Source organism: Rubrimonas cliftonensis, assembly GCF_900107585.1.
Classification (GTDB): Bacteria; Pseudomonadota; Alphaproteobacteria; order Rhodobacterales; family Rhodobacteraceae; genus Rubrimonas; species Rubrimonas cliftonensis.
Window position 1 is genome coordinate 249556 of sequence record NZ_FNQM01000003.1, and the last position, 22895, is coordinate 272450.

General features: G+C 73.2%; 21 protein-coding genes. 8 read left to right on the top strand and 13 right to left on the bottom strand.

Features of this window, described 5'->3' with window-relative positions:
• Positions 1 to 2337, top strand: coding sequence for a xanthine dehydrogenase molybdopterin binding subunit (gene xdhB, locus BLW43_RS06700; RefSeq protein WP_093250726.1), 2337 nt, complete (start codon positions 1 to 3; stop codon positions 2335 to 2337).
• Positions 2327 to 3109: a xanthine dehydrogenase accessory protein XdhC gene (xdhC, locus tag BLW43_RS06705; protein WP_093250730.1), complete on the top strand. Its 783-nt coding sequence runs from the start codon at positions 2327 to 2329 to the stop codon at positions 3107 to 3109. The genes xdhB and xdhC overlap by 11 nt, the downstream gene beginning before the upstream one ends.
• A gap of 22 nt (positions 3110 to 3131) precedes the next feature.
• Here xdhC and BLW43_RS06710 read toward each other — a convergent pair whose 3' ends face one another.
• From BLW43_RS06710 to BLW43_RS06735, 6 genes are all read right to left on the bottom strand, one after another.
• Positions 3132 to 3908, bottom strand: a complete 777-nt coding sequence (locus BLW43_RS06710; protein WP_093250734.1) for an HpcH/HpaI aldolase family protein — start codon at positions 3906 to 3908, stop codon at positions 3132 to 3134.
• Positions 3909 to 3940: 32 nt separating this feature from the next.
• Positions 3941 to 5380, bottom strand: a complete 1440-nt coding sequence (locus BLW43_RS06715; protein ID WP_093250741.1) for a CHASE2 domain-containing protein — start codon at positions 5378 to 5380, stop codon at positions 3941 to 3943.
• Positions 5381 to 5558: 178 nt separating this feature from the next.
• Positions 5559 to 6860 (bottom strand): guanine deaminase, encoded by a 1302-nt coding sequence (gene guaD / locus BLW43_RS06720; RefSeq protein WP_217632111.1) that lies wholly within the window; start codon positions 6858 to 6860, stop codon positions 5559 to 5561.
• Entirely contained in the window at positions 6857 to 8062 is a 1206-nt protein-coding gene (locus BLW43_RS06725) for a urate hydroxylase PuuD (protein ID WP_425441168.1), read from the bottom strand. Before BLW43_RS06725 ends, guaD begins: the two co-directional genes overlap by 4 nt.
• A gap of 74 nt (positions 8063 to 8136) precedes the next feature.
• Entirely contained in the window at positions 8137 to 8874 is a 738-nt protein-coding gene (locus BLW43_RS06730) for an FkbM family methyltransferase (RefSeq protein ID WP_093250743.1), read from the bottom strand.
• 22 nt (positions 8875 to 8896) lie between these two features.
• On the bottom strand, positions 8897 to 9427 hold the full coding sequence (locus BLW43_RS06735) for a DUF1178 family protein (protein ID WP_093250744.1): 531 nt from the start codon (positions 9425 to 9427) through the stop codon (positions 8897 to 8899).
• A gap of 159 nt (positions 9428 to 9586) precedes the next feature.
• Between BLW43_RS06735 and BLW43_RS06740 the strand changes: the two genes are divergently transcribed.
• Together BLW43_RS06740 and mbfA are read left to right on the top strand one after the other, a co-directional pair.
• Positions 9587 to 10957, top strand: a complete 1371-nt coding sequence (locus tag BLW43_RS06740; RefSeq protein ID WP_139283996.1) for a sensor histidine kinase — start codon at positions 9587 to 9589, stop codon at positions 10955 to 10957.
• A 99-nt stretch (positions 10958 to 11056) separates the two neighbouring features.
• On the top strand, positions 11057 to 12037 hold the full coding sequence (mbfA, locus tag BLW43_RS06745; protein WP_093250746.1) for an iron exporter MbfA: 981 nt from the start codon (positions 11057 to 11059) through the stop codon (positions 12035 to 12037).
• Positions 12038 to 12052: 15 nt separating this feature from the next.
• Here the strand turns inward: mbfA and BLW43_RS06750 are convergent, their stop codons facing one another.
• Positions 12053 to 12499, bottom strand: a complete 447-nt coding sequence (locus BLW43_RS06750) for an RrF2 family transcriptional regulator (protein WP_093250747.1) — start codon at positions 12497 to 12499, stop codon at positions 12053 to 12055.
• A 198-nt stretch (positions 12500 to 12697) separates the two neighbouring features.
• Entirely contained in the window at positions 12698 to 13330 is a 633-nt protein-coding gene (locus BLW43_RS06755; protein WP_093251589.1) for a GcrA family cell cycle regulator, read from the bottom strand.
• A 108-nt stretch (positions 13331 to 13438) separates the two neighbouring features.
• On the opposite strand from BLW43_RS06755, the gene BLW43_RS06760 reads away from it, so the two are divergent.
• The gene (locus tag BLW43_RS06760) at positions 13439 to 14377 is read left to right on the top strand and encodes an ABC transporter permease (RefSeq protein WP_093250748.1); all 939 of its coding nucleotides are present in this window, start codon (positions 13439 to 13441) and stop codon (positions 14375 to 14377) included.
• An 86-nt stretch (positions 14378 to 14463) separates the two neighbouring features.
• Here BLW43_RS06760 and BLW43_RS06765 read toward each other — a convergent pair whose 3' ends face one another.
• The 5 genes from BLW43_RS06765 to BLW43_RS06785 all read right to left on the bottom strand — a co-directional run bounded on the left by BLW43_RS06765 (position 14464) and on the right by BLW43_RS06785 (position 21872).
• Positions 14464 to 15495 carry a VPLPA-CTERM sorting domain-containing protein gene (locus BLW43_RS06765; RefSeq protein WP_093250750.1) on the bottom strand — a complete coding sequence of 344 codons (1032 nt, stop codon included), beginning with the start codon at positions 15493 to 15495 and terminating at the stop codon, positions 14464 to 14466.
• A gap of 490 nt (positions 15496 to 15985) precedes the next feature.
• Complete coding sequence (acs, locus tag BLW43_RS06770) at positions 15986 to 17920, bottom strand: acetate--CoA ligase (RefSeq protein WP_093250751.1); 1935 nt, start codon at positions 17918 to 17920, stop codon at positions 15986 to 15988.
• A 188-nt stretch (positions 17921 to 18108) separates the two neighbouring features.
• Positions 18109 to 19518 carry a sensor histidine kinase gene (locus tag BLW43_RS06775; RefSeq protein ID WP_245730952.1) on the bottom strand — a complete coding sequence of 470 codons (1410 nt, stop codon included), beginning with the start codon at positions 19516 to 19518 and terminating at the stop codon, positions 18109 to 18111.
• A gap of 131 nt (positions 19519 to 19649) precedes the next feature.
• Positions 19650 to 21089: a dihydrolipoyl dehydrogenase family protein gene (locus tag BLW43_RS06780; RefSeq protein ID WP_093250754.1), complete on the bottom strand. Its 1440-nt coding sequence runs from the start codon at positions 21087 to 21089 to the stop codon at positions 19650 to 19652.
• A 3-nt stretch (positions 21090 to 21092) separates the two neighbouring features.
• Positions 21093 to 21872 carry a TVP38/TMEM64 family protein gene (locus tag BLW43_RS06785; protein ID WP_093251591.1) on the bottom strand — a complete coding sequence of 260 codons (780 nt, stop codon included), beginning with the start codon at positions 21870 to 21872 and terminating at the stop codon, positions 21093 to 21095.
• Between the two features lie 225 nt (positions 21873 to 22097).
• Here BLW43_RS06785 and rpmH point away from each other — a divergent pair, with 225 nt between their 5' ends.
• From rpmH to yidD, 3 genes are read left to right on the top strand one after another with little or no spacing between them, the layout of a single operon-like run.
• On the top strand, positions 22098 to 22232 hold the full coding sequence (gene rpmH, locus BLW43_RS06790; RefSeq protein ID WP_093250757.1) for a 50S ribosomal protein L34: 135 nt from the start codon (positions 22098 to 22100) through the stop codon (positions 22230 to 22232).
• A 24-nt stretch (positions 22233 to 22256) separates the two neighbouring features.
• The gene (gene rnpA / locus BLW43_RS06795; RefSeq protein WP_217632112.1) at positions 22257 to 22658 is read left to right on the top strand and encodes a ribonuclease P protein component; all 402 of its coding nucleotides are present in this window, start codon (positions 22257 to 22259) and stop codon (positions 22656 to 22658) included.
• Complete coding sequence (yidD, locus tag BLW43_RS23900; protein ID WP_217632113.1) at positions 22655 to 22876, top strand: membrane protein insertion efficiency factor YidD; 222 nt, start codon at positions 22655 to 22657, stop codon at positions 22874 to 22876. Before rnpA ends, yidD begins: the two co-directional genes overlap by 4 nt.
• Positions 22877 to 22895: the final 19 nt, after the last annotated feature.

Below are 22895 nucleotides of genomic sequence, written 5' to 3' on the forward strand. Positions count from 1 at the left end.
ATGAACCGCCACGCGCCTCCGGCGGGGTCGCCCGCCCCGCGCCTGAAGCCGCCCGAAGGCGACACGGCCGACCGTCACGAGAGCGCGTGGCTGCACGTCTCGGGCCGCGCGGAGTACATCGACGACCTGCCCGAGCCGGAAGGCTGCCTGCACGCCTGCCTCGGCCTGTCAGAGCGCGCCCATGCGCGGATCGCCGCGCTCGACCTCGCGGCGGTTCTCGCGGCGCCCGGCGTGGCGGGCGTGCTGACGGCGCGGGACGTGCCTTGCGTCAACGACATCTCGCCCACCCACCGCCATGACGAGCCGGTGTTCGCCGAGGACCGCGTGCTGTTTCACGGCCAGCCGATCTTCGCCGTGGTCGCCGCCACCCGAGCGCAGGCCCGCGCGGCGGCGCGGCTGGCGCGGGCGGACTACGAGGCGCTGCCGCACGCCGTCGACATCGAGGCGGCCGAGGCGATGGGCCTGCCGCTCGTCACGCCGCCGCTGACGCTGTCGCAGGGCGACGCCGCGGCCGGGCTGGCGGCGGCGCCGCGGCGGCTCTCGGGCGAGATGCGCATCGGCGGGCAGGACCATTTCTACCTCGAGGGCCACATCGCGCTGGCGATCCCGCAGGACGACGGGATCGTGATCCATTCCTCCACCCAGCACCCCAGCGAGGTGCAGCACATGGTCGCCGCGGCGCTCGGCCTGCCGGCGAACGCAGTGACGGTGCTGGTGCGGCGGATGGGCGGCGCGTTCGGCGGAAAGGAGACCCAGAGCAACCTGTTCGCCGTCGTCGCGGCGCTGGCGGCGCTGCGCTGGGGCCGCGCGGTGAAGCTGCGTCCCGACCGCGACGACGACATGATCTCAACGGGCAAGCGGCATGACTTTCGCGTGCGCTATGAAGTCGGCTTCGACGATGACGGGCGCATCCTCGCCGTCGACGCCGGTTTCGCGGCGCGGTGCGGGTTCTCGTCGGACCTGTCGGGGCCGGTGACGGACCGGGCGCTGTTCCACGCCGACAACGCCTATTTCTACCCTGCAGCGCGGCTCGTCTCGCAGCCGCAGATGACGCACACCGTCTCCAACACCGCCTTCCGCGGCTTCGGCGGACCGCAGGGCGTGGTCGGCGCCGAGCGCATCATCGAGGAGATCGCCTATGCGACCGGGCGCGACCCGCTGGAGGTGCGAAAGCTCAACTTCTACGGCGAAGGTCGCGACGTAACCCCCTATCATCAAAGGGTCGAGGACAACATCCTGCCGCGGCTCGTCGCGGAGCTGGAGGCGTCGTCCGACTATGGGGCGCGACGCGCGGCGGTCCTCGCCTTCAACCGCGACAGCCGGATCGTGCGCAGGGGAATCGCGCTGACGCCGGTGAAGTTCGGCATCAGCTTCACCGCCACCTGGTACAATCAGGCCGGCGCGCTGGTGCATGTCTACCAGGACGGCTCGGTGCAGGCGAACCATGGCGGCACGGAGATGGGTCAGGGCCTGCACACCAAGGTGCGCGGCGTGGTGGCGGAGGTCTTCGGTTTGTCGCCTGAGCGCGTGCGGGTGACGGCGACGGCGACCGACAAGGTGCCCAACACCTCGGCGACGGCGGCCTCCTCCGGCGCGGACCTCAACGGCATGGCGGCGCTCGCGGCGGCGACGACGATCCGCGACAGGCTGCGGGCGTTTCTCGCCGAGAGCCGCGGCGTCGGCGCGGAAAGCGTGCGATTCGAGGGCGGCATGGTGCTGGCGGGCGACGTCGCCGAGCCCTTCGCGCAGGTCGTGAAGGCGGCCTACATGGCGCGCGTCCAACTTTCGGCCTCGGGGTATTACCGCACGCCAAAGGTCCATTGGGACAGGGAAAAGGGCCGGGGGCGGCCGTTCTACTACTACGCCTACGGCGCGGCGGCCTCGGAGGTGTCGGTCGACACGCTGACCGGCGAGCATGTCGTCGACCGCGTCGACATCCTGCACGACGCCGGCAAATCGCTGAATCCCGAAATCGACCTCGGACAGGTCGAGGGCGGCTTCGTGCAGGGCATGGGATGGCTGACCTCGGAGGAGCTGTGGTGGGACGAAGCGGGCCGGCTGCGGACCCACGCGCCGTCCACCTACAAGATCCCGCTCGCCTCTGATCGCCCGCGCGTCTTCAACGTGGCGCTCGCGGACTGGTCGGAGTGCCGCGAGATGACCATCAAGCGCTCCAAGGCCGTGGGCGAGCCGCCGCTGATGCTGGCCGCCTCGGTGCTGGAGGCGCTGTCGATGGCGGTGGCCTCGCTGGCCGACTACCGCGAGTGCCCGCGGCTGGACGCGCCGGCGACGCCCGAGAGGCTGCTGATGGCGGCGGAGCGCCTGCGTGGCCGCTGAGCGCGCCGCCTGGGTGCTGGCGACGATCGAGGCGGCGGAGGGCTCGGCGCCGCGGGGGCCGGGCGCCTGGATGCGGGTGTTCGCGAACACGGTGGAGGGCAGCGTCGGCGGCGGCGCCCTGGAGCACCGCGCCATCGCCCGCGCCCGCGCGATGCTGCGCGAGGGCGCAGGGCCCGGCGCGGGCGCGGAGACGCTGACGCTGCCCCTCGGGCCCGATCTCGGCCAGTGCTGCGGCGGGCGCGTGCGGCTGCGGCTTGAGCCGGGCGGCGACGCAGGCCCGCTCGCGGCGGCGGAGGCGGCCGCGCGGCCCGTCGCGATGATCCACGGCGCGGGGCATGTCGGCCGGGCGCTGGCGGCGGCGCTGGCGCTGCTGCCGGTGCGGACGGTGGTGCTCGACGGGCGCGAGAGCGAACTGGCGCAGGCGCCCGGCGCGGTCGAGCGGCGGCTCACGGCCTTGCCGGAGGCCGAGGTGGCCGCCGCCCCGGCCGGGGCGGCCCATGTGGTGACGACCCATGACCACGGGCTCGATTTCCTCATCGCGACGGCGGCGCTGGCGCGGGGCGATGCGGCCTATGTCGGGCTGATCGGCTCGGCGACCAAGCGCGCCCGCTTCGAGCGGTTCGCGCGCGGGCGGGGGGTGGACCCCGCCCCGCTCGTCTGCCCCGTGGGCGCGATGGGCGGCGCCGGGCTGGCGGACAAGCGCCCGGCCGTGATCGCCGCCATGGTCGCGGCGGAGCTGATGGCGGCCTTCGCGGCCGCGCGCGGCGGCTGAACCCCGGCCCAGCGGCGCCGGCTCAGGGAGCAAAACCCTCCAGCGCGGCGTCCTTCGCCGCCAGCGCCGCGCTGGCCCCGGCCACCACGAGCGCGGTGTCGCACGGCCCGATGACAAGGCGGTAGCCCAGCTCGAACAGCTCGCGGAACCCGCGCCCCGGCAGGGTGATGGTGCCGATGAGGGCGCCCGAGGCGGCGGCCTTCGCCTCGATCTCGGCATGGGCGGCGTTCATCTCGGCGCAGTCCAGCTCGTTGAGCCGGCCCATCGAGCCGGCGAGGTCGTTCGGCCCGACAAAGCCCATGTCGACGCCGGGCGTCGCCATGATCGCGTCGAATTCGGCGACGGCGGTGACGTGCTCGATCTGCACCATCAGCAGCAGCTCGTCGGCCGCGGCCTTCTGATAGCCGACGTCGGTTCCATAGCCTGCGGCGCGCACGGCGCGGGCGAAGCCCCGGCGGCCGAGCGGGGGGTAGCGGCATGCGGCCGCGACCGAGGCGGCGATGGCGGCGTCGTTGACCATCGGCGCCATGATCGACTTCGCGCCGCGGTCCAGCGCGCGCTTGAGCGTCGCATCGTCGCCGAAGGGCACGCGCAGAATCGCCTCGCCGCCCGCGGCCTCGACGGCTCGGATCATGCCGGCGGCGCTCTCTACGCCGGCGCAGCCGTGCTCGCAGTCCACGACGATCACATCCCACCCAGCGCGCACCAGCGCCTCGGCGGCGTCCGGCGAGCCGAGCTGCGCCCAGGCCCCGCACAGGCGCTCACCCGCGGCGAGCCGCGCCTTCAGTCGGTTCCGCATATCATGTTCCCCTCGTTCGCGCGGCGCCGGGATCAACCTGCGCCGGGTTCGGCCGATCGCCCGCGCCGCAGCGACGCGAGCAGGGCGCCGCAACCGGCGAGCGCGATCCATAGCCCGATCGGCGCCGCCACGTCGACGACGAGCGCCGGTGCGACCCGCACTATCGCCGCGGCGGCCAGCCATGCGAGGACGCAGGCCAGCGTCGCGCCGGCTGCGGCTAGTCGCGAGAGCCTGGCCCAGGCCGTCGCGAGCGCCAGCGCCACCGCCAGAAATGCGGCGTGCTCCGCCAGCACGAGGGCGCGGGGTCGCGAGAGCGTCGCGCCGGAGATGAGCGCATCGATGGCGACGGCGACGACTTCGGCGCCCGAAATGACTTCGCCGTGGGCCGCGCTGAACGCCGGCGCGAGGCCCGCCGCGTCGACGCCGATCACCGCGACGCGGCCGGCGACGGCCCGCCTTGCGGCTTCGCTGGCGGCGTCGGCCGTCTCGGCGCCGCCCGGGCTCCGGTCAGAGCCGCCCCCCTCGCCGACGAGGTCGCTCGCCTCGACGCGGCCCACGCGCGCGGCGCCGCCGGCGAAGTCGAGAAACACGCGCCCGGCCGCGTCGGTGCGCACCCTGCGCCCGCCCACCACGACGGCGGCCACGCCGGATTCCCGCGCAATCACCGTTCCGCTGCGGCCCATCGCGGCGACGGCGGCCACGGCCAGCGACGGGTGCGCCACTCCGCCGGCGAAGAACACGGTCGGCGCCCTGCGGAGCACGGCGTCGGCGTCGGGCGTCAAGTTTGCCGCGCCTTCGGTGGTGGCGCCTGCGCGGATCGGCTGGGCGGCCGCCGCGACGCCCTCATAGGCCGGCGTCCGCTCCGCCGGCGCGCCGACCATGGTCAGGGCGAAGGGGCCGCGGCTTTCGCTCGAGGCCGGCCGGTCGGTGACGGAGGTCGCCAGCGCGCTTCGGACCTTGCGCAGCGCCTCGGCGAGCGCCGCGTCCGACGGCGGCGGCTCCGGGGCCTGGCGCAGGCCGCCGTCGCCGGGTCCGCCGTCGCCCGGGCCGCCCTCCTGCCTGGGGCGGTCGGGGTCGAGGACGTCCGGCGCCTCGAGCAGCAGGTTCAGGACGACGACCTCGGCGCCCGCCTGCGTCGCGGCCTCGACGACGCCGGCCAGCCGGTCGCGCGGCCACGGCCACGGGCCGATCTCCGCAATACTGCGGTCGCCGACGCCGACGACCACCGGCGCGGGCCGCTCCAGCGCGGAGACCGGACCCACGCCCTGGAGCGCGTCGAAGCCGAGCGCCTGCAGGCGCTCCACCGGCCACGGCGCGGAGACGCGCAGGAAGAATAAGCCGACGGCGATCACGACCAGCGCAAGCCAGATCCAGCCCCCCCTGTCGCCGCCGCGGCGGGCGGGCGCCGCCCGCGCCGGCGCGGCCTCGTCACCCGCGTCGTCCGGCGTCGCGCCGTCAGTCTCGGCGATCATGGCGCTGCGACTTCCGTCCGGCGACGAGACGGCGGCCGGCCGGCGCCGTGGCGAAGCCGTCGCACAGGCGCGGAGCGCGCCGCAGTCGGCGGGTCGTTCAGCATCACTGGCGTCCTTTCAGCCTCGCTGGTCAGCCTCGCTGGCGCCGTCGGCCCCGGCGTCGCCGGCGCGGCGCAGGTCACGCCGCTGCGCGGCGCTTGCGCGGGGCGCCGGCGACATAGGTCTCCGCCACCGTGCGGTCGTCCCCCAGTGTACTGACGAGAAACAGCCTGTCAGCCAGCGTTTCGGCCCGTTCGGCCCGCAGCCGGGCCTGCGGCGTGGCGGCGGGGTCGAGCACCACGAGATCGGCCTCGAAGCCCGGCGCGACGCGGCCGATGCGGTCGGCGAGGCCCAGCGCCTCGGCGCCCCCCAGCGTGGCGAGGCGGAACGCCTCGAAGGGATGCAGCCGCTGACCGAGCAGCTGGGTGACAGAATGGGCGGCGCCGAGCGTGCTGGGCAGCCCCCACGCCGTGCCGCCGCCAATATCGGTCGCCACCGCGACTCGCACGCCGGCGGCGGAGAGGCGCGCGCGATCGAACAGGCCGCTGCCGAGAAAGAGGTTCGAGGTCGGGCACCAGACGGCGACGGCGCCGGCCTCGGCCATCGCCGCCGCCTCCCGGTCCGAGAGGTGGATGCAGTGCCCCATCAGGCTGCGCGGCCCGAGCAGGCCGAAGCGGGCGTAGACGTCGGTGTAGTCGCGCGCCTCGGGGAACAGGCGCGCGGCCTCGGCGATCTCGGCGCGGTTCTCCGAGAGATGGGTCTGCACGAGGCAGTCGGGGTGCGCGGCGACCAGCGCGCCGGCCACCTCGAGCTGCGCGGGCGTGGAGGTCAGCGCGAAGCGCGGCGCGACGGCGTAGCCCAGCCGCCCGCGCCCGCGCCAGCGCGCGATCAGCGCCTCGGTCTCGTCATGGGCGCGCTCTGGCGTATCGAGCAGGGCGTCGGGCGCGCCGCGGTCCATCAGCACCTTGCCGCCCAGCATCCGCATCTCCCGCCGCAGCGCCTCGGCGAAGAAGGCTTCAACGCTGGCGGGGTGCGAGGTGCAGAAGGCGCAGGCGGTGGTCGTGCCATGGGCGATCAGCGCGTCGAAGAATCGTGGCGCGATCGCGCGCCCATGCTCGGGGTCGGCGAAGCGCGCCTCTTCGGGAAAGGCGCCGCGGGCGAGCCAGTCGAGCAGGGCCTCGGCGTGGACGGCGGTGGCCTGGGCCTGCGGGAAGTGGATGTGGGGGTCGACGAAGCCGGGCAGGATCAGCTTTCCGCGCCAGTCGTCGCTCGGCAAACCGGCGGCTGCGGCGCGCGGGCCGATCTCGGCCCAGTCGCCGACGGCCTCGATCAGGCCGTCGCGGAGGACCACGGCGCCGTCTTCCCGGACATCCGGCGCGGGGTCTTCGCCCGGCCGGAAGCTGACGACGGTTCCCCGGAGCAGGCGGGCGGCGGCGCTCACCTGCCCTCCTCGTACCAGGCGGCGATCAGGGCGCGCTCCTGAGGCTCCAGCCAGGTCACGTTGCCCGGCGGCATGGCGCGGCTGACGCCGGCCTGAAGATAGACGCCGTGAGCGTGGCGCAGGATGTCGGCGTCGGTCTCCAGCATCACGCCCTTCGGCGCGACGGCGAGCCCGTCCCACAGCGGCTCGGCCGCGTGACACATCGCGCAGCGGCTGAGCACGACGTCCCGCACGCCCTCGAAATGCGCCGACGCCAGAAGCGGGCCAGCCGCCGCCGCCGTCTCCTCGCGCGGCTCGGGGCGGAAGCCCGACAGCCAGACGATGACGAGAAACAGCGCCGCCGTCGCGGCCCAGGTCCACCAGAGCATCCCCCCGCCGGCGTGCATCGTGTTGAAGAAGTGGCGGATGGTCACGCCCGACAGGAACACCAGCGCGGCGATGACCCAGTTGAACTCGGTTGCGAAGGCGAGCGGATAATGACCGGACAGCATGAGGAAAAGCACCGGCAGCGTCAGGTAGTTGTTGTGCAGCGAGCGCTGCTTGGCCTGCGCGCCGTAGATCGCCGCGGGCGTCTCGCCGGCCTTGAGCGCGGCGACCACCTTGCGCTGGTTGGGGATGATGATGTGCGCGACATTGGCGGCCATGATCGTGGCGGTGAAGGCGCCGAGATGCAGGAGCGCCGCGCGACCCGTGAAGACCTGCGCATAGCCCCAGCTCATGACCGCAAGCACGCCGAACAGGATCAGCATGAGCCGGTTCTGGTCGGCGCCCAGCGGCGACTTGCACAGCCTGTCGTAGAGCAGCCAGCCGAGCGCCAGCGACGCTACCGAGATCGCGGAGGCCTGCAACGGCGTGAGGTCGGCGATCTCGGGGTCGATCATGTAGAGCTCGGCCCCGAAGTAGTACATCACCACCAGCAGCGCGAAGCCCGACAGCCAGGTGGAGTACGCCTCCCACTTGAACCAGATCAGATACTCCGGCATGTGCGGCGGAGCGATCATGTATTTCTGGATGTGGTAGAAGCCGCCGCCATGGACCTGCCACTCCTCGCCCGCGACGCCCTGCGGCAGGTTCGGCGACTTGCGCAGGCCCAGATCGAGCGCAATGAAATAGAACGACGAGCCGATCCACGCTATGCCCGTGATGACGTGCAGCCATCGCAGGCCGAAGCTCAGCCAGTCCCACGCCATCGCCGCAACCATGATCGCCCTCCGCCGCCCTCGCAGCGCAGCATGGCCCGGCTTGCGGGCTTAGGGAAGCCGGCGCGGCGGCAAGTTCAGCGACGGCAGTAGACGTCGCCGGAGTTGGCGGCGTCGGGCAGCGCGGCGATGGCGGCGTCCATGGCGGCGGCGTCGGTCCACTCCCCGGCCCAGACATGACTTTCGCCGAGCGAGAGGCGGAAGTCGCGGTAGCCGAGCGCGGCGGCGCGCGCCAGCGCCGCGCGGCCGGCGCCGCGGAACGCCGCGACCACCTCGAAGGAGAGCGCCGGCGGCGGCAGCGACAGCCCGGCGAGCACCTCCGCCTCGAACCCCTCCACGTCGATCTTGACGAAGGCCGGCGGGCCGTGGGCGGCGATCAGGGCGTCGAGCGTCGCAGCGGGCACGGTCTCGCGGCCTAGCCACCGCTGGTTCTCCCAGCCCGGCGCGCCCGCGGCGGCGGCGACGAAGCCGCGCGAGCGGGTGGCGACGGTAGGGTTGGCGGGATTGAGCAGCAGGACCGCCTCGCCGTCCTCGGGCCCGAGCGCGGCGCGCAGCACGCGCACGCCGGGGTCGCGGCCATGCAGCAGGCGCAGGACGCGCACCAGACGGGCCTGCGGCTCGACGGCGACGACGCGCGCGCCCAGCGCGCGGAAGGCGGCGACGCGGTCGCCCACATGGGCGCCGACGTCGATGACCAGATCGCCGGCCCCGACGAACTCCCCGTAGATCCGGCGCAGGCCCCTCGCGTGGGCCCGGTCGAGACGGTAGACGCGCAGCGAGCGCGCCACCGCGAGCCATTCGTTCAGCACGCCCATGGCGGCGCTCCGGCTTCGGGGGTCAGTCGTCGCGGCGCGGGAAATGCGGCAGGGGCGCGATGGGAACACCCTCCTCCAGCAGCGCCTTCGCCTCCGCGGCGCTGGCCTCGCCCCAGACGGGGCGCGCGCCCTCTCCCTCGCCGTGGCGGGCGCGGGCCTCCTCGGCGAAACGGGGGCCGACATAGTCGGCGGTCTTCTCGACATGGGCGCGAAGCTCGGCCAGCGCGCGGGCGATCTGCGGCGGGACGGGGCCTGACATCGCCGGGCCGGGCGTCGCGGCTTTCGAGGTCGTGCGGCCCGGGGACGGCGGGAGCGGCGCGGTCCGATCCGGCGCCCCCGATGACGGCGAATCCGCCCGCCGCTCGGGCCCGCCCTGCGTGGGCGCTGCGCGCTCGCGCACGGCCGGGGCCATCAGCGCCTTCTCGACGTCGCGCCCGCCGCAAAGGGCGCACTCGACCTGACCCGCCACACGCTGCGTCTCGAAGGCCGCGCTGTCGCTGAACCAGGCCTCGAAGCCATGGCCGTCTCGGCAGCGCAGGGCGTAACGGATCATGGCGGCGCATCTCCCCTCGGCATGGCTGCGTAACAGCTTCCGGACTCCACATATATGACGCAGCGGTGAATTCCATATTTCTCGTTGCGGCGCGGCCTCCGTGCTATGGCTCCGCGCGACAGGGAGGCGGCGTTGGACGAGAGCGGGAGAGAGGCGGGCATGGCGGCGCGCGCGGCCGAGGAGGCGCCCGCGATCCTCGCGGCGGCCGGCGTCGCGGCCGCGGCGGGGCTCGCGCTAGGGGCCGCAGGCGCGCCGGCCGCGCTGGCGGCGGCGTTCGGGGCCGCGCTCGGGGCCGCGTTTCGGGCGTCTCTCGGGGTAGCGGCGGGCTGCGCCGTGGCGCGCCTTGGCGGGTTCGGCGCCGCAACGCCCGCGCCGCCGAGCCCCGCGGCTGTGGACCAAGCCCCTCCACCGACGCTCGACGCGCTGGCGCCGGGCCTCGGGCGGGCGCTGCTGGAGCAGCTGCCGGCCGGCGTGCTGCTGATCGACGAATTCGGCCGGGTGATCTTCCAGAACGCCGCAGCGACGGATGTGGTCGAGCGCTCGGTGGCCGGCCTGCCTTACGCGGCCGCGCTGCGGGCGCCGGCGATGACCGAGGCGGTCGCCGCTGCGCTCGCCGACCAGCGCCCGGCCGACATCGACGTGACGCTCCAGCGGGCCAAGGAACGGGTGATCCACGCCGCGATCCGCCCGCTGCCGCGCGCCGAGCTGTCGGCGCCGGGGGCCGACGGGGAGCCGCCGAGGCCTGCCGTGCTCATCATGCTGGAGGACCGCACCCGCGCCGCCAAGGCCGAGGCGCTGCGCCGCGACTTCGTCGCCTACGCCAGCCACGAGCTCAAGACGCCGCTCGCCTCGATCTCGGGCTTCATCGAGACGCTGCAGGGCCACGCGAAGTCTGACCCCGCCGCGACCGAGCGCTTCCTGCGGATCATGGCGCAGCAGACCGAGCGCATGAAGCGGCTGGTCGAGGATCTGCTCTCGCTCAACCGCATCGAGATCAACGAGCATGTGCGCCCGCGCGACCCGGTGGATCTGGCGACGGTGGCCTGGGAGGTCGCCTCGGCGCTGTCTCCCCTTGCGCAGGCGCAGGGCACGCGCATCGAGGTGAGCCTGCCGCGCGAAGGCATGATGACCCGCGGCAGCCATGACGAGGTGGCGCAGGTGTTCGTCAACCTGATGGACAACGCGGTGAAATACGCCGGCCATGGCGGGCCGGTGCGCGTGACGCGCGCCCAGCCGACGCCGGGCCGGGCGGGCATGATCGGCGTCACGGTCGCCGACAGCGGGCCGGGCATCGCGCGCGAGCACCTGCCGCGCCTGACGGAACGGTTCTACCGCGTCGACGCCGCGCGCTCGCGCGAGCGCGGCGGCACCGGGCTGGGGCTCGCCATCGCCAAGCACATCCTGAACCGCCATCGCGCCGATCTGAGCGTGACCAGCAAGCTCGGCGAGGGCTCGCGCTTCACGGTGTGGTTCCCGGCGACGCCCGACGAGGCCGCCGCGCCGGAGCCGCCGGTCGGCGCGGCTCAGTAGCGGCGGGCGCGCGGCGCGGCGCCGCGTCGCCGCCGCATGGTTTGACGCCGGCGGCGGGGACGCGCTAGCTTGGAATCATTCCAGAGTGGGAGCGTCACGATGATTCCGGGCTTCACGTCTCGGCGCCGGTTCAGCGACCTGAGCGAGCAGGAGATCCTGGCGCTCGCCATCTCCTCGGAGGAGGACGACGCGCGGATCTACCGCTGGTTCGCCGCGCGGCTGCGCGAGGACGGCGCGCCCGACTCCGCCGCCGCCTTCGACGGCGTCGCCGCCGCCGAGGACGCCCACCGCCGCGCCCTGATCGACCTGCACCGCACCCGCTTCGGCGAGGCGATCCCGCTTCTGAGACGCGAGCATGTGGCCGGGTTCTACGCCCGTCGCCCGGTCTGGCTGATGAAGACCCTGGGCCTCGAGCGCATCCGCGAGGAAGCCGCGCGCATGGAGAGCGACGCGCACGACTTCTACCAGCGCGCCGCGGCCTCGGCGACGGACGCCGCGACGCGGAAACTGCTGGGAGACCTCGCCGCGGCGGAGGCTGGTCACGAGAACACCTGGGCGCAGCTCGAGCGGGCGCACCTGCCCGCCGAGCGTCGGGCGGCCGAGGACGAGGAGGCCCATCGCCGCTTCGTGCTAACCTATGTTCAGCCGGGGCTGGCGGGGCTGATGGACGGCTCGGTCTCCACGCTGGCGCCGATCTTCGCCGCCGCCTTCGCGACCGGCGACACCTGGCAGACGTTTCTCGTCGGGCTCGCGGCGTCGGTCGGCGCCGGCATCTCGATGGGCTTCACCGAGGCGGCCTCCGACGACGGCGTGATCTCCGGGCGCGGCTCGCCGGTGACGCGCGGGGTGGTGACGGGCCTGATGACGGCGGTGGGCGGGCTCGGCCACGCCCTGCCCTACCTTATCCCGCATTTCTGGACGGCGACGGCCATCGCCATCGCGGTCGTCTTCGTGGAGCTGTGGGCGATCGCCTGGATTCAGAACCGTTTCATGGAGACGCCGTTCTGGCGCGCGACGCTGCAGGTGGTCGTCGGCGGCGCGCTGGTGCTGGCGGCGGGAATGCTGATCGGGCTCGCCTAACGCCCCGCCGGCGGCTCAGATTGGCGCAAGGGCCCGGTCGAGCCGTTCGAGCAGCGCGCCGCGGTTGGCGGCGATGTCGGCGATCGTCAGCCCGTCCAGCACCGCGAAGAAGGCCGCCGTCGCCTCGTGCAGCTTGAGCGACAGGCGGCAGACGCCGAGCAGCGGGCAGGTGTTGCTGGACGGATTGAAGCACTCGACCAGCTCGATCGGGCCTTCGGTCAGCCGCACCACCTCGCCCACGCTGATCTCGGCGGCGGGGCGCGCGAGCCGGAAGCCGCCGCCCCTGCCCCGCAGCGTTTCAAGATAGCCGGCGCGGCCGAGCTCATGCACCACCTTGGTGATGTGGGCGCGGCTGAGGCCGTGCGCCTGCGAGACCTCCTCGACGCGCGTGAGGCCAGGCGCGCGGAGCGCGGCGAGCTGCAGCGTGCGCAGGGCGAAGTTCGTGTAGGCCGTCAGCTTCATCGCGTCGCATCCATGTCGTGCGGCCCGGCCGCCGGGCGCGTCCGTGCGGGTATGACCGTAAAAGATATACGACAGATGACGCTTTCAACAAGCCAGTCCGCCGGGCTCGCCCCACGGCGCCGACGCCGCCGGAGATGGCGGCGGCAAAGCTTGAGGAGGGCGCGCGCGTCCGGTCGTTCCGGGCTGTCGGCGCGGCGCTCAGCTGCGCACGCGCTGCCGGTCGCGGTCGCGGCGGCTCGACATCGGCTGGAACGCGACCGCGACATGCGCCGCGCAGTACGGCTTGCCCTGCTGCGCGGGCAGGCCGCAGAAGCGGAAGGCGGGGTCGGTCGGGTCGCCGATCGGCCATTTGCAGACGCGCTCGGTCAGGTCCATCAGCGTCACGCGGCGCGCGGTCTTCTCGATCTCGGCGAGATTGGCCAGCACCTCCAGCCGCTCCTCGGTCATCGGCGCGGGCTCCCGGCGCAGCGGGTCGCGGGCCGGCGCGCGGGCGACGGCGGGTTCCGGGGCCTCCTCGTCCGCATCCGTCGCGGCCTCGACCGGCTCGGGCTCCGTTTCGGGCTCGGGCGACGGCGCCGCCGCCGCGGGCTGCTCGGCAGGTTTGGAGGCGGGAGGCGACGCGGCCTCCTCGGCGACGGCGGCCGACGCCGGCTCCTCCGCCGGTTCGGTCGCGCGCGGGGCCGCCGCGCGGTTCGACAGCCCGAGCCGATGCACCTTGCCGATCACCGCGTTCCGGGTGACGCCGCCCAGCGCCTTGGCGATCTGGGCCGCCGACTGACCCTCGGCCCAGAGTTGCTGGAGCTTCTCGACGCGCTCATCCGTCCACGACATGTCCATCGCCTCCACCGCGCTGCGCGCGCCCTCGACGCCGCGCGCCTACATGTTAGGTTCCGCCGCGTTTCCCGCAACCGGAACGCCGCCAGATAGAGGTTTTCTCCGATGCGCGCCACACCGGACGCCGCCGCGACGCGACATGCCCCGCAGCCCGAGGCGCCGGGCGGCGCGAAGCGCGGCGGCGAAGGCCCCGCGCACCCGGCCCGAACGCACCCGACACCCGACCGCGCGAGCGGGGCGGCGCCGGAGCGCCCCGGCCCGGGCGTCCGTCGCTTCGGGAGGACCAACTGGCTCGGACTTTGGACGCTGATCGGCCGCGAGGTGCGCCGTTTCGCGAAGGTCTGGGGCCAGACCCTTCTGGCGCCGCTGGCGACCGCCGCGCTGTTCATGGCGGTGTTCCACTTCGCGCTCGCCGAGCGGCGCGGCGACGCGATGGGCGTGCCGTTCATCGATTTCCTCGCACCGGGGATCGCGATGATGACGGTGATCCAGAACGCCTTCGCCAACACCTCCTCGTCGCTGATGATCGCCAAGATCCAGGGCTCGATCGTGGACACGCTGATGCCGCCGCTCTCGTCGGCGGAGATCCTGACCGGCTATGCGCTGGGCGGCGTGGCGCGGGGTGCGGCGGTGGGTCTCGCGGTCTGCGCGCCGGTCTTTCTCGCGCTCGGGATCGTTCCGGCGCACCCGTTCTGGGCGCTGCTCTTCATCCTGCTCGGCGCGCTGGCGATGGCGCTGGCGGGGCTGATCGCGGGCGTGTTCTGCACGAAGTTCGACCAGATGGCGGCGATCACCAACTTCGTGGTGACGCCGCTCGCGTTTCTCTCGGGCACCTTCTATTCGATCTCCGACCTGCCGGGGCTGGTGTACGGGCTGAGCCACGCCAACCCGGTGTTCTACCTCATCGACGGCTTCCGCTACGGGATCATCGGCGTGAGCGACAGCCCCCCGCTGCTGTCGGCGGGAGTGGCGCTGGCCAGCTGCGCGGCGCTGTGGCTCTGGGCGCTGCGGCTGATCACCAGGGGCACGGGGTTGAAGAACTAGGCTGCTGGATCAGGCGCGGCCCCAAAACAAATGCGCGCCCCGCATCGGGGCGCGCACGCGTGGCGCAGCATGGATGAGCGGCTGATTCAGCAGGCGCGGCGGCGGGCGACGCCAGCCGCCATCGCGATGCCGCTGACCAGCAGCCACATCGATGCAGGCAGCGGAATTGGCGGAACGGTCGGATCGGTCGGAACGTCCGGGTTGACCACGCTCGCGGTACCGGTCAGATCGAGCACCGCCACGAAGATGTTGTCGTTGACCGAAGGGTTGAGCGTGTCGACGCTCAGCAACGTGTCGCCGGCGTTGACGTAGGGCGCAAGGTCGTAGCGCTCGGTGTCGGCTGCGTAGCTGGGAAGAAACGCGGAGGGCGCGTCGTCGAAGCTGCCCATCGTAATCAGGGAGCCGTTGGCCTGCTGCAGCCCGTCGTCGAAATTGCCGGAGTTCCGCGAGATCAGCGTGCCGTTCACGGTGATGTTCGAGGCCTGATTGCAGCAGCTGTAGCCGATGCCGAGGAACATCTCGAGATTGAAGCCAGGCGCAGTGGGGTCGAGCGGCACGCCGAACGTGACGTCGAAGGTGTCGCCAGCGATGTCGGAGAAGCCGTCGAGCACCGCAACGGTCCGGTCGCTGAGGGCCGGATTGTCGTAGACGACCACGAGGGCGCTGCCGTCGATGCCGGTCCTACCGTTCTCGACGCCGGCATTGTTCTCGTTGTATGCGAAGTCGTAAACGCCGCCAGCGCTGCCGTCGATGACCGGCTTGACCGTGCTGGTCACGTCCGCGCGATGGGCGGTAAGCCGGGAATATGACGGGTTCTGGATGCTCTGGGTGTAGGTCACCGCATCGCCATCGAGCGTGACCGTCGTCGGCGCGACCGTCGAGAAGCCAACCTCGTCATAAGTCGACGTGTAGAGATACGCTGCGATCACGGTGGAGCCGCTCGGCGCGCTGGCGCTGATGGTTCCGACGCCGCTGGTGGAGCCGAAGCCGTCGGTGGAGACGCCCACCGAGCCGGTGTACACGAACGCCGGCGCAAGCGCCGCGCCGGCCGAAGTCGCAAACGCCAGCGACATAGAGACGACCGCTGCGGCCGCAGCGGCATGGGAAACCGAAACCATTTTCATCTCTCCAAACAACTTTCGATGCCTTCAACCTTTACCTTAGGGGAGGCGATTCGCAATCGCCTTGAGGTTGAGTACTTAATTTTTGGTGAAGCCGGCCAGCGCCTGGTGCTCCGGGCGCGCAACATGGGGCGGCCCCAGCGCCGACGGGGCGCGGCGCCGCAAGCGACGTTCCTGCTCGCGCGGCGCCGGCCGGGAGGCTCGGCCCGTCCGGCCGGCGCGCCTCTCCCGCACCGGCCGCGAAAGCGCCCCCTCGAGGCCGGCGCGGCTCGGATTCCCGAATGGTATCACTTCAGAAGGCGCATCCTGGAACGGTCGCACGACGCCGCGCGCTCGCCCGGAATGGCGGCCGATGAGAACGCGCCGTCGCTGCGCAGGACGCGGCGCGCGAAACTCTGGCCCATCGGCGCCGGTGTCCGAAGCGTCCTTCGGATCGTGGCGGTCGCAGCGGCCGCGCGAACAGGCCGTCCGCGTCGGCCGCTCGGATTCAACCGGCCCGGTTGGCGATCAGCTCCTCGACCACCGACGGGTCGGCCAGCGTCGAGGTGTCGCCCAGCGAGCCGGTTTCGTTCTCGGCGATCTTGCGCAGGATGCGGCGCATGATCTTGCCCGAGCGGGTCTTCGGCAGGCCCGGCGCCCACTGGATGACGTCGGGCGACGCGATCGGGCCGATCTCGTTGCGGACCCAGTTGCGCAGTTCGGTCTTGAGCGCATCGTCGTAGGGCTCGCCGTCCATCAGGGTGACGTAGCAGTAGATGCCCTGCCCCTTGATGTCGTGCGGGTAGCCCACCACCGCGGCCTCCGAGACCTTGGGATGCGCCACCAGCGCCGACTCGACCTCCGCGGTGCCCATCCGGTGGCCGGAGACGTTGATGACGTCGTCCACGCGGCCCGTGATCCAGTAGTAGCCGTCCTTGTCTCGGCGGCAGCCGTCGCCGGAGAAGTAGTAGCCCTTGAACATCTCGAAGTAGGTCGACACGAAGCGGTCATGGTCGCCGTAGACCGTGCGCATCTGGCCCGGCCAGCTGTCGGCGATGGCGAGCACGCCCTCGCACTCGGTCGCGGCGATCTCCTCGCCCTTCTCGTCCAGCACCACCGGCCTGACGCCGAAGAAGGGCAGCGTCGCCGAGCCGGGCTTGGCGGCCACCGCGCCGGGCAGCGGCGAGATGAGGATGCCCCCCGTCTCCGTCTGCCACCAGGTGTCGACGATCGGGCAGCGCTCCCCGCCGACATTCTTGTTGTACCAGTGCCAGGCCTCGGGGTTGATCGGCTCGCCGACCGAGCCGAGCAGGCGCAGCTTCGACAGGTCGTGCTTCTGGACGAACTCCACGCCCTTGGCCATCAGCGCGCGGATCGCGGTGGGCGCGGTGTAGAAGATGGTGACGCCGTGCTTGGCGCAGACCTCCCAGAAGCGCCCTGCGTCGGGATAGGTCGGCACGCCCTCGAACATCACCGTCGTCGCGCCGTTGGCGAGCGGGCCGTAGACGATGTAGCTGTGGCCCGTCACCCAGCCGACATCGGCCGTGCACCAGTACACGTCGTCGTCCTTGACGTCGAAGACGTACTCGTGGGTCATCGCGGCGTAGAGCAGGTAGCCGCCGGAGCTGTGCACCACGCCCTTCGGCTTGCCGGTCGAGCCGGAGGTGTAGAGGATGAACAGCGGATCCTCGGCGTTGACGGCGACCGGCTCGCAATGGTCGGAGACGCGCTCCATCTCCTCGTGCAGCCAGTTGTCGCGCTCGGCGTCCCATGCGACGTCGCCGCCCGTGCGCTTGACGACGAGCGTCTTCACGTCGCCGCCGACCCGCTTCAGCGCCTTGTCGACATTGGCCTTGAGGGCCGTGTTGCGGCCGCCGCGCGGCGCCTCGTCGGCGGTGACGACGAGCTTCGCGCCGGCGCCCTCGACCCGGTCGGCCAGCGCGTCCGGCGAGAAGCCGGCGAAGACGATGGAATGCACCGCGCCGATGCGGGCGCAGGCCAGCATCGCATAGGCGGCCTCGGGGATCATCGGGAGGTAGAGGATGACGCGGTCGCCCTTCTTCACGCCCATCCCGTGCAGCACGTTGGCGAACCTGGAGACGTTCTCGTAGAGCTCGCGGTAGCTGATGCGCTTGGAGAGCTTGGGGTCGTCGGCCTCCCAGATGATCGCGGTCTTCTCGCCCCGGCCCAGATGCCGGTCGACACAGTTGGCGCAGACGTTGAGCTGCCCGTCCTCGAACCACTTGATCGACACGTTATGGTAGTCGAACGTCGTCGACTTCACCTTCGTGTAGGGCTTGATCCAGTTGAGACGCTTGCCATGCTCGCCCCAGAAAGCGGCAGGGTCGGCGACGGAGGCTTCGTACATCGCCTTGTACCTGGACTCGTCGGCGTTTGCCTGCGCGACGAAGGCGGCGGATGGCGCAAACACGTCGTTACTCATTGAAGGAGCTCCCCCCGGGGCTTCTGCGCGCCGGCGGCGCGGCGCGCGTTTGCTTTTCGCTGCGCAAGATTATGGCGCGCCGCGCAGACACCGCAACCACTGGCGGCGCCGCAGTCGCAAGCGCGCGCCGCCGAGCGGGACGACGGCTTCCATTGACTGCGGCGCGGGCCCCGGCGCCTTGATCGTCGTCAATCGCCGGGCGGGCGCGCCGGCGCGCTGACGCGGAAGCGCGCGCCGCCCTCGCCGCTGGCGACCAGCGTCAGGGCGCCGCCCTGCATCTCGGCGAGATCGCGCGCGATCGCGAGGCCGAGCCCCGTTCCGGCGCGCCCGGCGCCGCCCCGGAACGGCTGGAACAGGTTGTCGAGCGCCTTTCTCGGCAGGCCCGGCCCTTCGTCGGCCACGTCGATCTCGACCATCGCGCCCGCCTGCCGCGCCGACAGCCGCACGACGCCGGACCGGCCCGCCCCCTCGATGGCGGCGCGGGCGTTGCGCACGAGGTTGACGAGCACGCGGTGGAGCTGGTCGGGGTCGGCCCAGACGCAGAGCTTCCCGGCGACATCGATCTCCAGGCGCACCGGCGCCGTGTCGCCGTTCTCGGCGTCGGGAAACACCGCGTCGGCGACCTCGGCGGCGAGCCGGGCTACGGGCGTCTCGCGCGGGGCCGGCGGCGCCTCCTGCGCCGCGCCGAAGCGCAGGGTGGACTGGCAGAGCGCCACGGCGCGGTCCAGCGAGCCGACGAGCTTCGGCCCGACGCGCGCCGCCACCGGATCGGCGGAGCCCTCCAGCCGGTCGGCGAGCAGCTGCGCGGTGGAGAGCAGGTTGCGCAGGTCGTGCGCGATGCGCGCGACCGCCTCGCCGAGGCTCGCCAGCCGCGCCTTCTGGCGCAGGGCGGCGCGCAGCTCGGTCTGCATCGCGGCCAGCGCCTCCTCCGCGACGGCCACCTCGGTCACGGCGCTGGAGGGGACGAACACCGGCTCCGGACCCTCCGGGTTCTCGCGGAAGGCCGCCATGCTCGCCACGATGCGCGCCATCGGCCGCACCAGCAGCCGCCGCGTGAGCAGGTAGAGCAGAACCCCGACGAACATCGAGATGATCAGGGAAAGCTGGAGGATGCGCAGCGCGTAGGCGCGGCCGGCCTTGAGCAGCGGCGCCTCCTCCATGGTGATCTCGACCACGTCCATCCCGGCGGCCGGCGCGCCGATGACGCGGATGACGCGGTCGCCGTCCGAGAACAGCAGCATCACCGCGTCGGCGATGAGTTCGGGCGCCTGCGCGTCGCGCAGGTCGTAGGTCTCCTGCACCATGCGCGCCATGGGGTCGCTCAGCGCCAGCGCGCGGGCGCCGCCGCGGCGCAGCACGATCGAGGCGGCGTCGGCGCGACGCAGCAGCTGCGCCTCGAGCTCGGGGTCGAGCATCCCCTCCGGCGTCGCCAGCAGGGCGAGCGAGGCGAGTTCGGCCATCCGCAGCCGGCCGAGCAGATAGTCCTCGCGGAAGCGGGCCACCGAAGGCAGGAAGATGACGACCTCGACGACCATCACGGCGAGGATGGCGAGGATCAGCAGCCTGCCGGAGAGGCTCCTGGTCAGGCTTCTCGCCACCCCCTTCGCTCGCACGGTTCCTGCCCCCCCGGAGCGGCGACCGGGGCGCACCCTCGCCCCGCGCCGCAGCTAAGCGGCGCGGACCGGTTTTCGCAAGGCGGGCAGACGGATTGAGGGCGGCGGCGGCGGCGTCACCCGAAGCGGGCCAGCAGCCTGACGGCGCGCTTCACCCAGGGATTTCCGAACAGCTTCGGCGCAAAATGGGCGCCGGCGGCGCGCTTGGCGGCCTCGCCGTAGGTGGGATAGGGCGCGACCATGCCGGCGAGGTCGCCCGCCTTCAGCCCCTTCGAGACGGCCAGCGCCACGACGCCGATGAGCTCCCCCGCGCCGCGGCCGACGACGGTTCCGCCCAGCACCCTGCCGCCCGGCCCGATCAGGAGCTTCGCGAACCCCTCCGTGGCGCGCTCGGCCCGGGCGCGGTCGACCTCGGCGAGGTCCAGCCGCGCGACGGAGAAGCGGTCGCCATGGGCGGCGCGGGCCTCCGCCTCGGAGGGGCCCACGGCCGCGATCTCGGGGTCGGTGAAGGTGACGCGGGGAATGTGGTCGCCGCGCGCCTTCACCGGCAGTCGGAAGAGCGCCGAGCGAATCACGAGCCCGGCATGGTGGCCGGCGAGATGGGTGAACTGCCCGCGCCCCGCGACGTCGCCGACGGCGTAGACGCGGCGGTTGGAGACCGAGCGCAGGCCCGCGTCCACGGTCACGCCGCGGTCGTCATGGGCGATGTTCGCGGCGTCGAGCCCCAGACCGTCGAGCGCGGGCGCGCGCCCCACGGCGACGAGCAGGTGCGAGCCGGCGACCGTCTCGCCCCCCTCCAGCGTCAGCGTCACGCCGTCTCCGCCGGCCGCGGCGGCGACCTTGGCGTTCTCCCGGATCGCGACGCCCTCGGCCCGCAGCGCGACGAGCGCGACGGCGGCGGCCTCGGGATCCTCCCGGCCCAGCGCGCGCCCCGCCTCCAGCACGGTGACGGCGCAGCCGAGGCGGCGATGCGCCTGCGCCATCTCCATGCCGATGGGACCGCCGCCGAGGATCAGCAGATGCGCGGGCTTCTCCGCCAGCGCGAACAGCGTCTCGTTGGTGAGGTGCGGCGTCTCGGCGAGGCCGGGGATTGGCGGCACCCGCGGGCGCGAGCCGGTCGCGATAACGAAGCGCCGCGGGCGGACGGTCGCGCCGCCGGCCTCGACCGTCCGATCGTCCACGAAGCGGGCGAAGGCGCGCAGGACGGTGACGCCGAGCCCCTCGAAGCGCTCCTGCGAATCGTGCGGCGCGATGGCGTCTATCACGCCGCGGACATGGGCGCGCACCGCCGACCAGTCGACCTCCGCCGGCTGCGGGCGCACGCCGAAGGGCGCGCCGGCGCCCATCATGTGCGCATGCTTCGCGGCCGCGAGGAGGGCCTTGGAGGGCACGCAGCCGGCGTTCAGGCAGTCGCCGCCCATCTCTCCAGCCTCGATCAGCACGACCGAGGCGCCCATCTGCACCGCCCCGGCCGCGACCGAGAGCCCGCCGGAGCCGGCGCCGATCACGCAGAGATCGGGCGTCAGCGTCCCACGCGACGCGCCGTCCCGCGCCATCGCTCAGCCCCCCTTGCGGCGGATGCGCCGCGCCAGCGCAGGCAGCAGCGAGAGCGCGGCCAGCCCCAGCAGCGGGCCCAGCACCGCCGGCCTGAAGATCACGCCGAGGTCCGGCCGCTCGCCCAGCGCGAACAGTTCGCCGAGCCCCGCGCCGACGGAGGCGTAGATGAAGGTCGCCGGCATGATCCCCACGAAAGTCGTCCAGAGATAGGTGACGAACGGCACGCCGAGGAAGGCCGGCGCGAGGTTGGCGACGAAGAACGGCACCACCGGCGCGAGCCGCATCGCCAGCATGAAGCTCACCGCGTTCTCGCGCACGCCGCTTTCGAACCGGGCCAGCCAGCCGCCGGCCCGGGCGCGCAGCATGTCTCCCAGGCCGGTGCGCGCGGCGAGGAAGATCGCGGCGGCGCCGAGCGTGGCCCCGATAACGGTCAGCGCGCCGCCCGCCAGCGCGCCGAACAGGAAGCCGCCGCCCAGCGTCAGCCAGATCGCGCCGGGCAGCGACACCGCAACCGCGAGCGCATAGACGGCCACGAAGCCCAGGGCGGCCAGCGGATAGGAGGCGTCGCGCCAGGCGATGAGGGCGGCGCGGTTGCGCTCCAGCGCCTCGAAGCTCAGCACGTCGCCGAAGGCCCAGAACGCGGCCGCGCCGGCGAGCGCGAGCGCGGCGAGCGGCGCGAGCCGCCGCAGCCGGGCCGCGCGGCCGCCGGGCCGGTCCGCCGAGCGGCCCTCGGCGGCGCCCCCGCGCGCTCCGTCAGCCGCCGCATCGTCTTCGATCGCCATGGCGCGCATCGCCTCCCCCGATTCGACTGCCGGACGCCCCGGGTACTTACACCTCTGCGGCCCTCTCGCGAGCGGGCGTCACGACAGCTTGACCGCGGCGCGACCAGGCGCGATCACGCAGCCAGACGCAAGGCGCGCGTTGACATCCGCGCCGCGCCGCGCTACCCGCCACGGCTCAATTGACGCGCCCGCGAGGCGCGCGGAACAGCCAAGGAAACCGCCGCCATGAAACGCACGTTTCAGCCGAGCCGGCTCGTCCGCAAGCGCCGCCACGGCTTCCGTGCGCGCATGGCGACGAAGAACGGCCGCAAGATCGTCAACGCCCGCCGCCGCCTCGGCCGCAAGCACCTGACGGCGTAACCTCGCCGGGCGGGCGCCGCGCCGATGGAGACCATCGCAAGGCGGCGGGACTTCATCGCCGCCTCCCGCGCCCGCCGCGCGGGCGCGGCCTCTCTCAACCTGCAGGGACGCAGCCGCGCGCCGGGCGAAACGCCCGACCCCGCGACCGTGCGCGTGGGATACACCTGCTCCAAGAAGGTCGGAAACGCGGTCCGGCGCAACCGCGCCAAGCGCCGGCTGCGCGCGGCGGCGGCGGCGGTGCTGCCGCGCCTCGGCCGGCCGGGCTGGGACTATGTGCTGATCGGCAAGCCCGAGGCGACCGCCGCGCGGCCCTTCCCCGACCTGCTGGCCGACCTGGAGGGCGCGCTCGCGCGCGTGCACGGGGCCGGCGGGGGCCGCGACCGGCCCCACAGGCCGAAAGCGACCGCGCCGGCCGTTTCGCCGTGAGCCCGCTCGCCCGCGTCCTCAGCCTGCCGGTCCTGCTCTACCGCGCCACCTTCTCGCCGCTCGTGGGCATGTCCTGCCGGTTTCAGCCCACCTGCTCGGCCTATGCGCTGGAGGCGCTGGAGCGCCACGGCGCCCTGCGCGGCGGCTGGCTCACGCTTTGGCGGGTGCTGCGCTGCCACCCCTGGGGCGGCTCCGGCTACGACCCGCCGCCCGAGTGAGTCGCGCTCCCATGGCCTC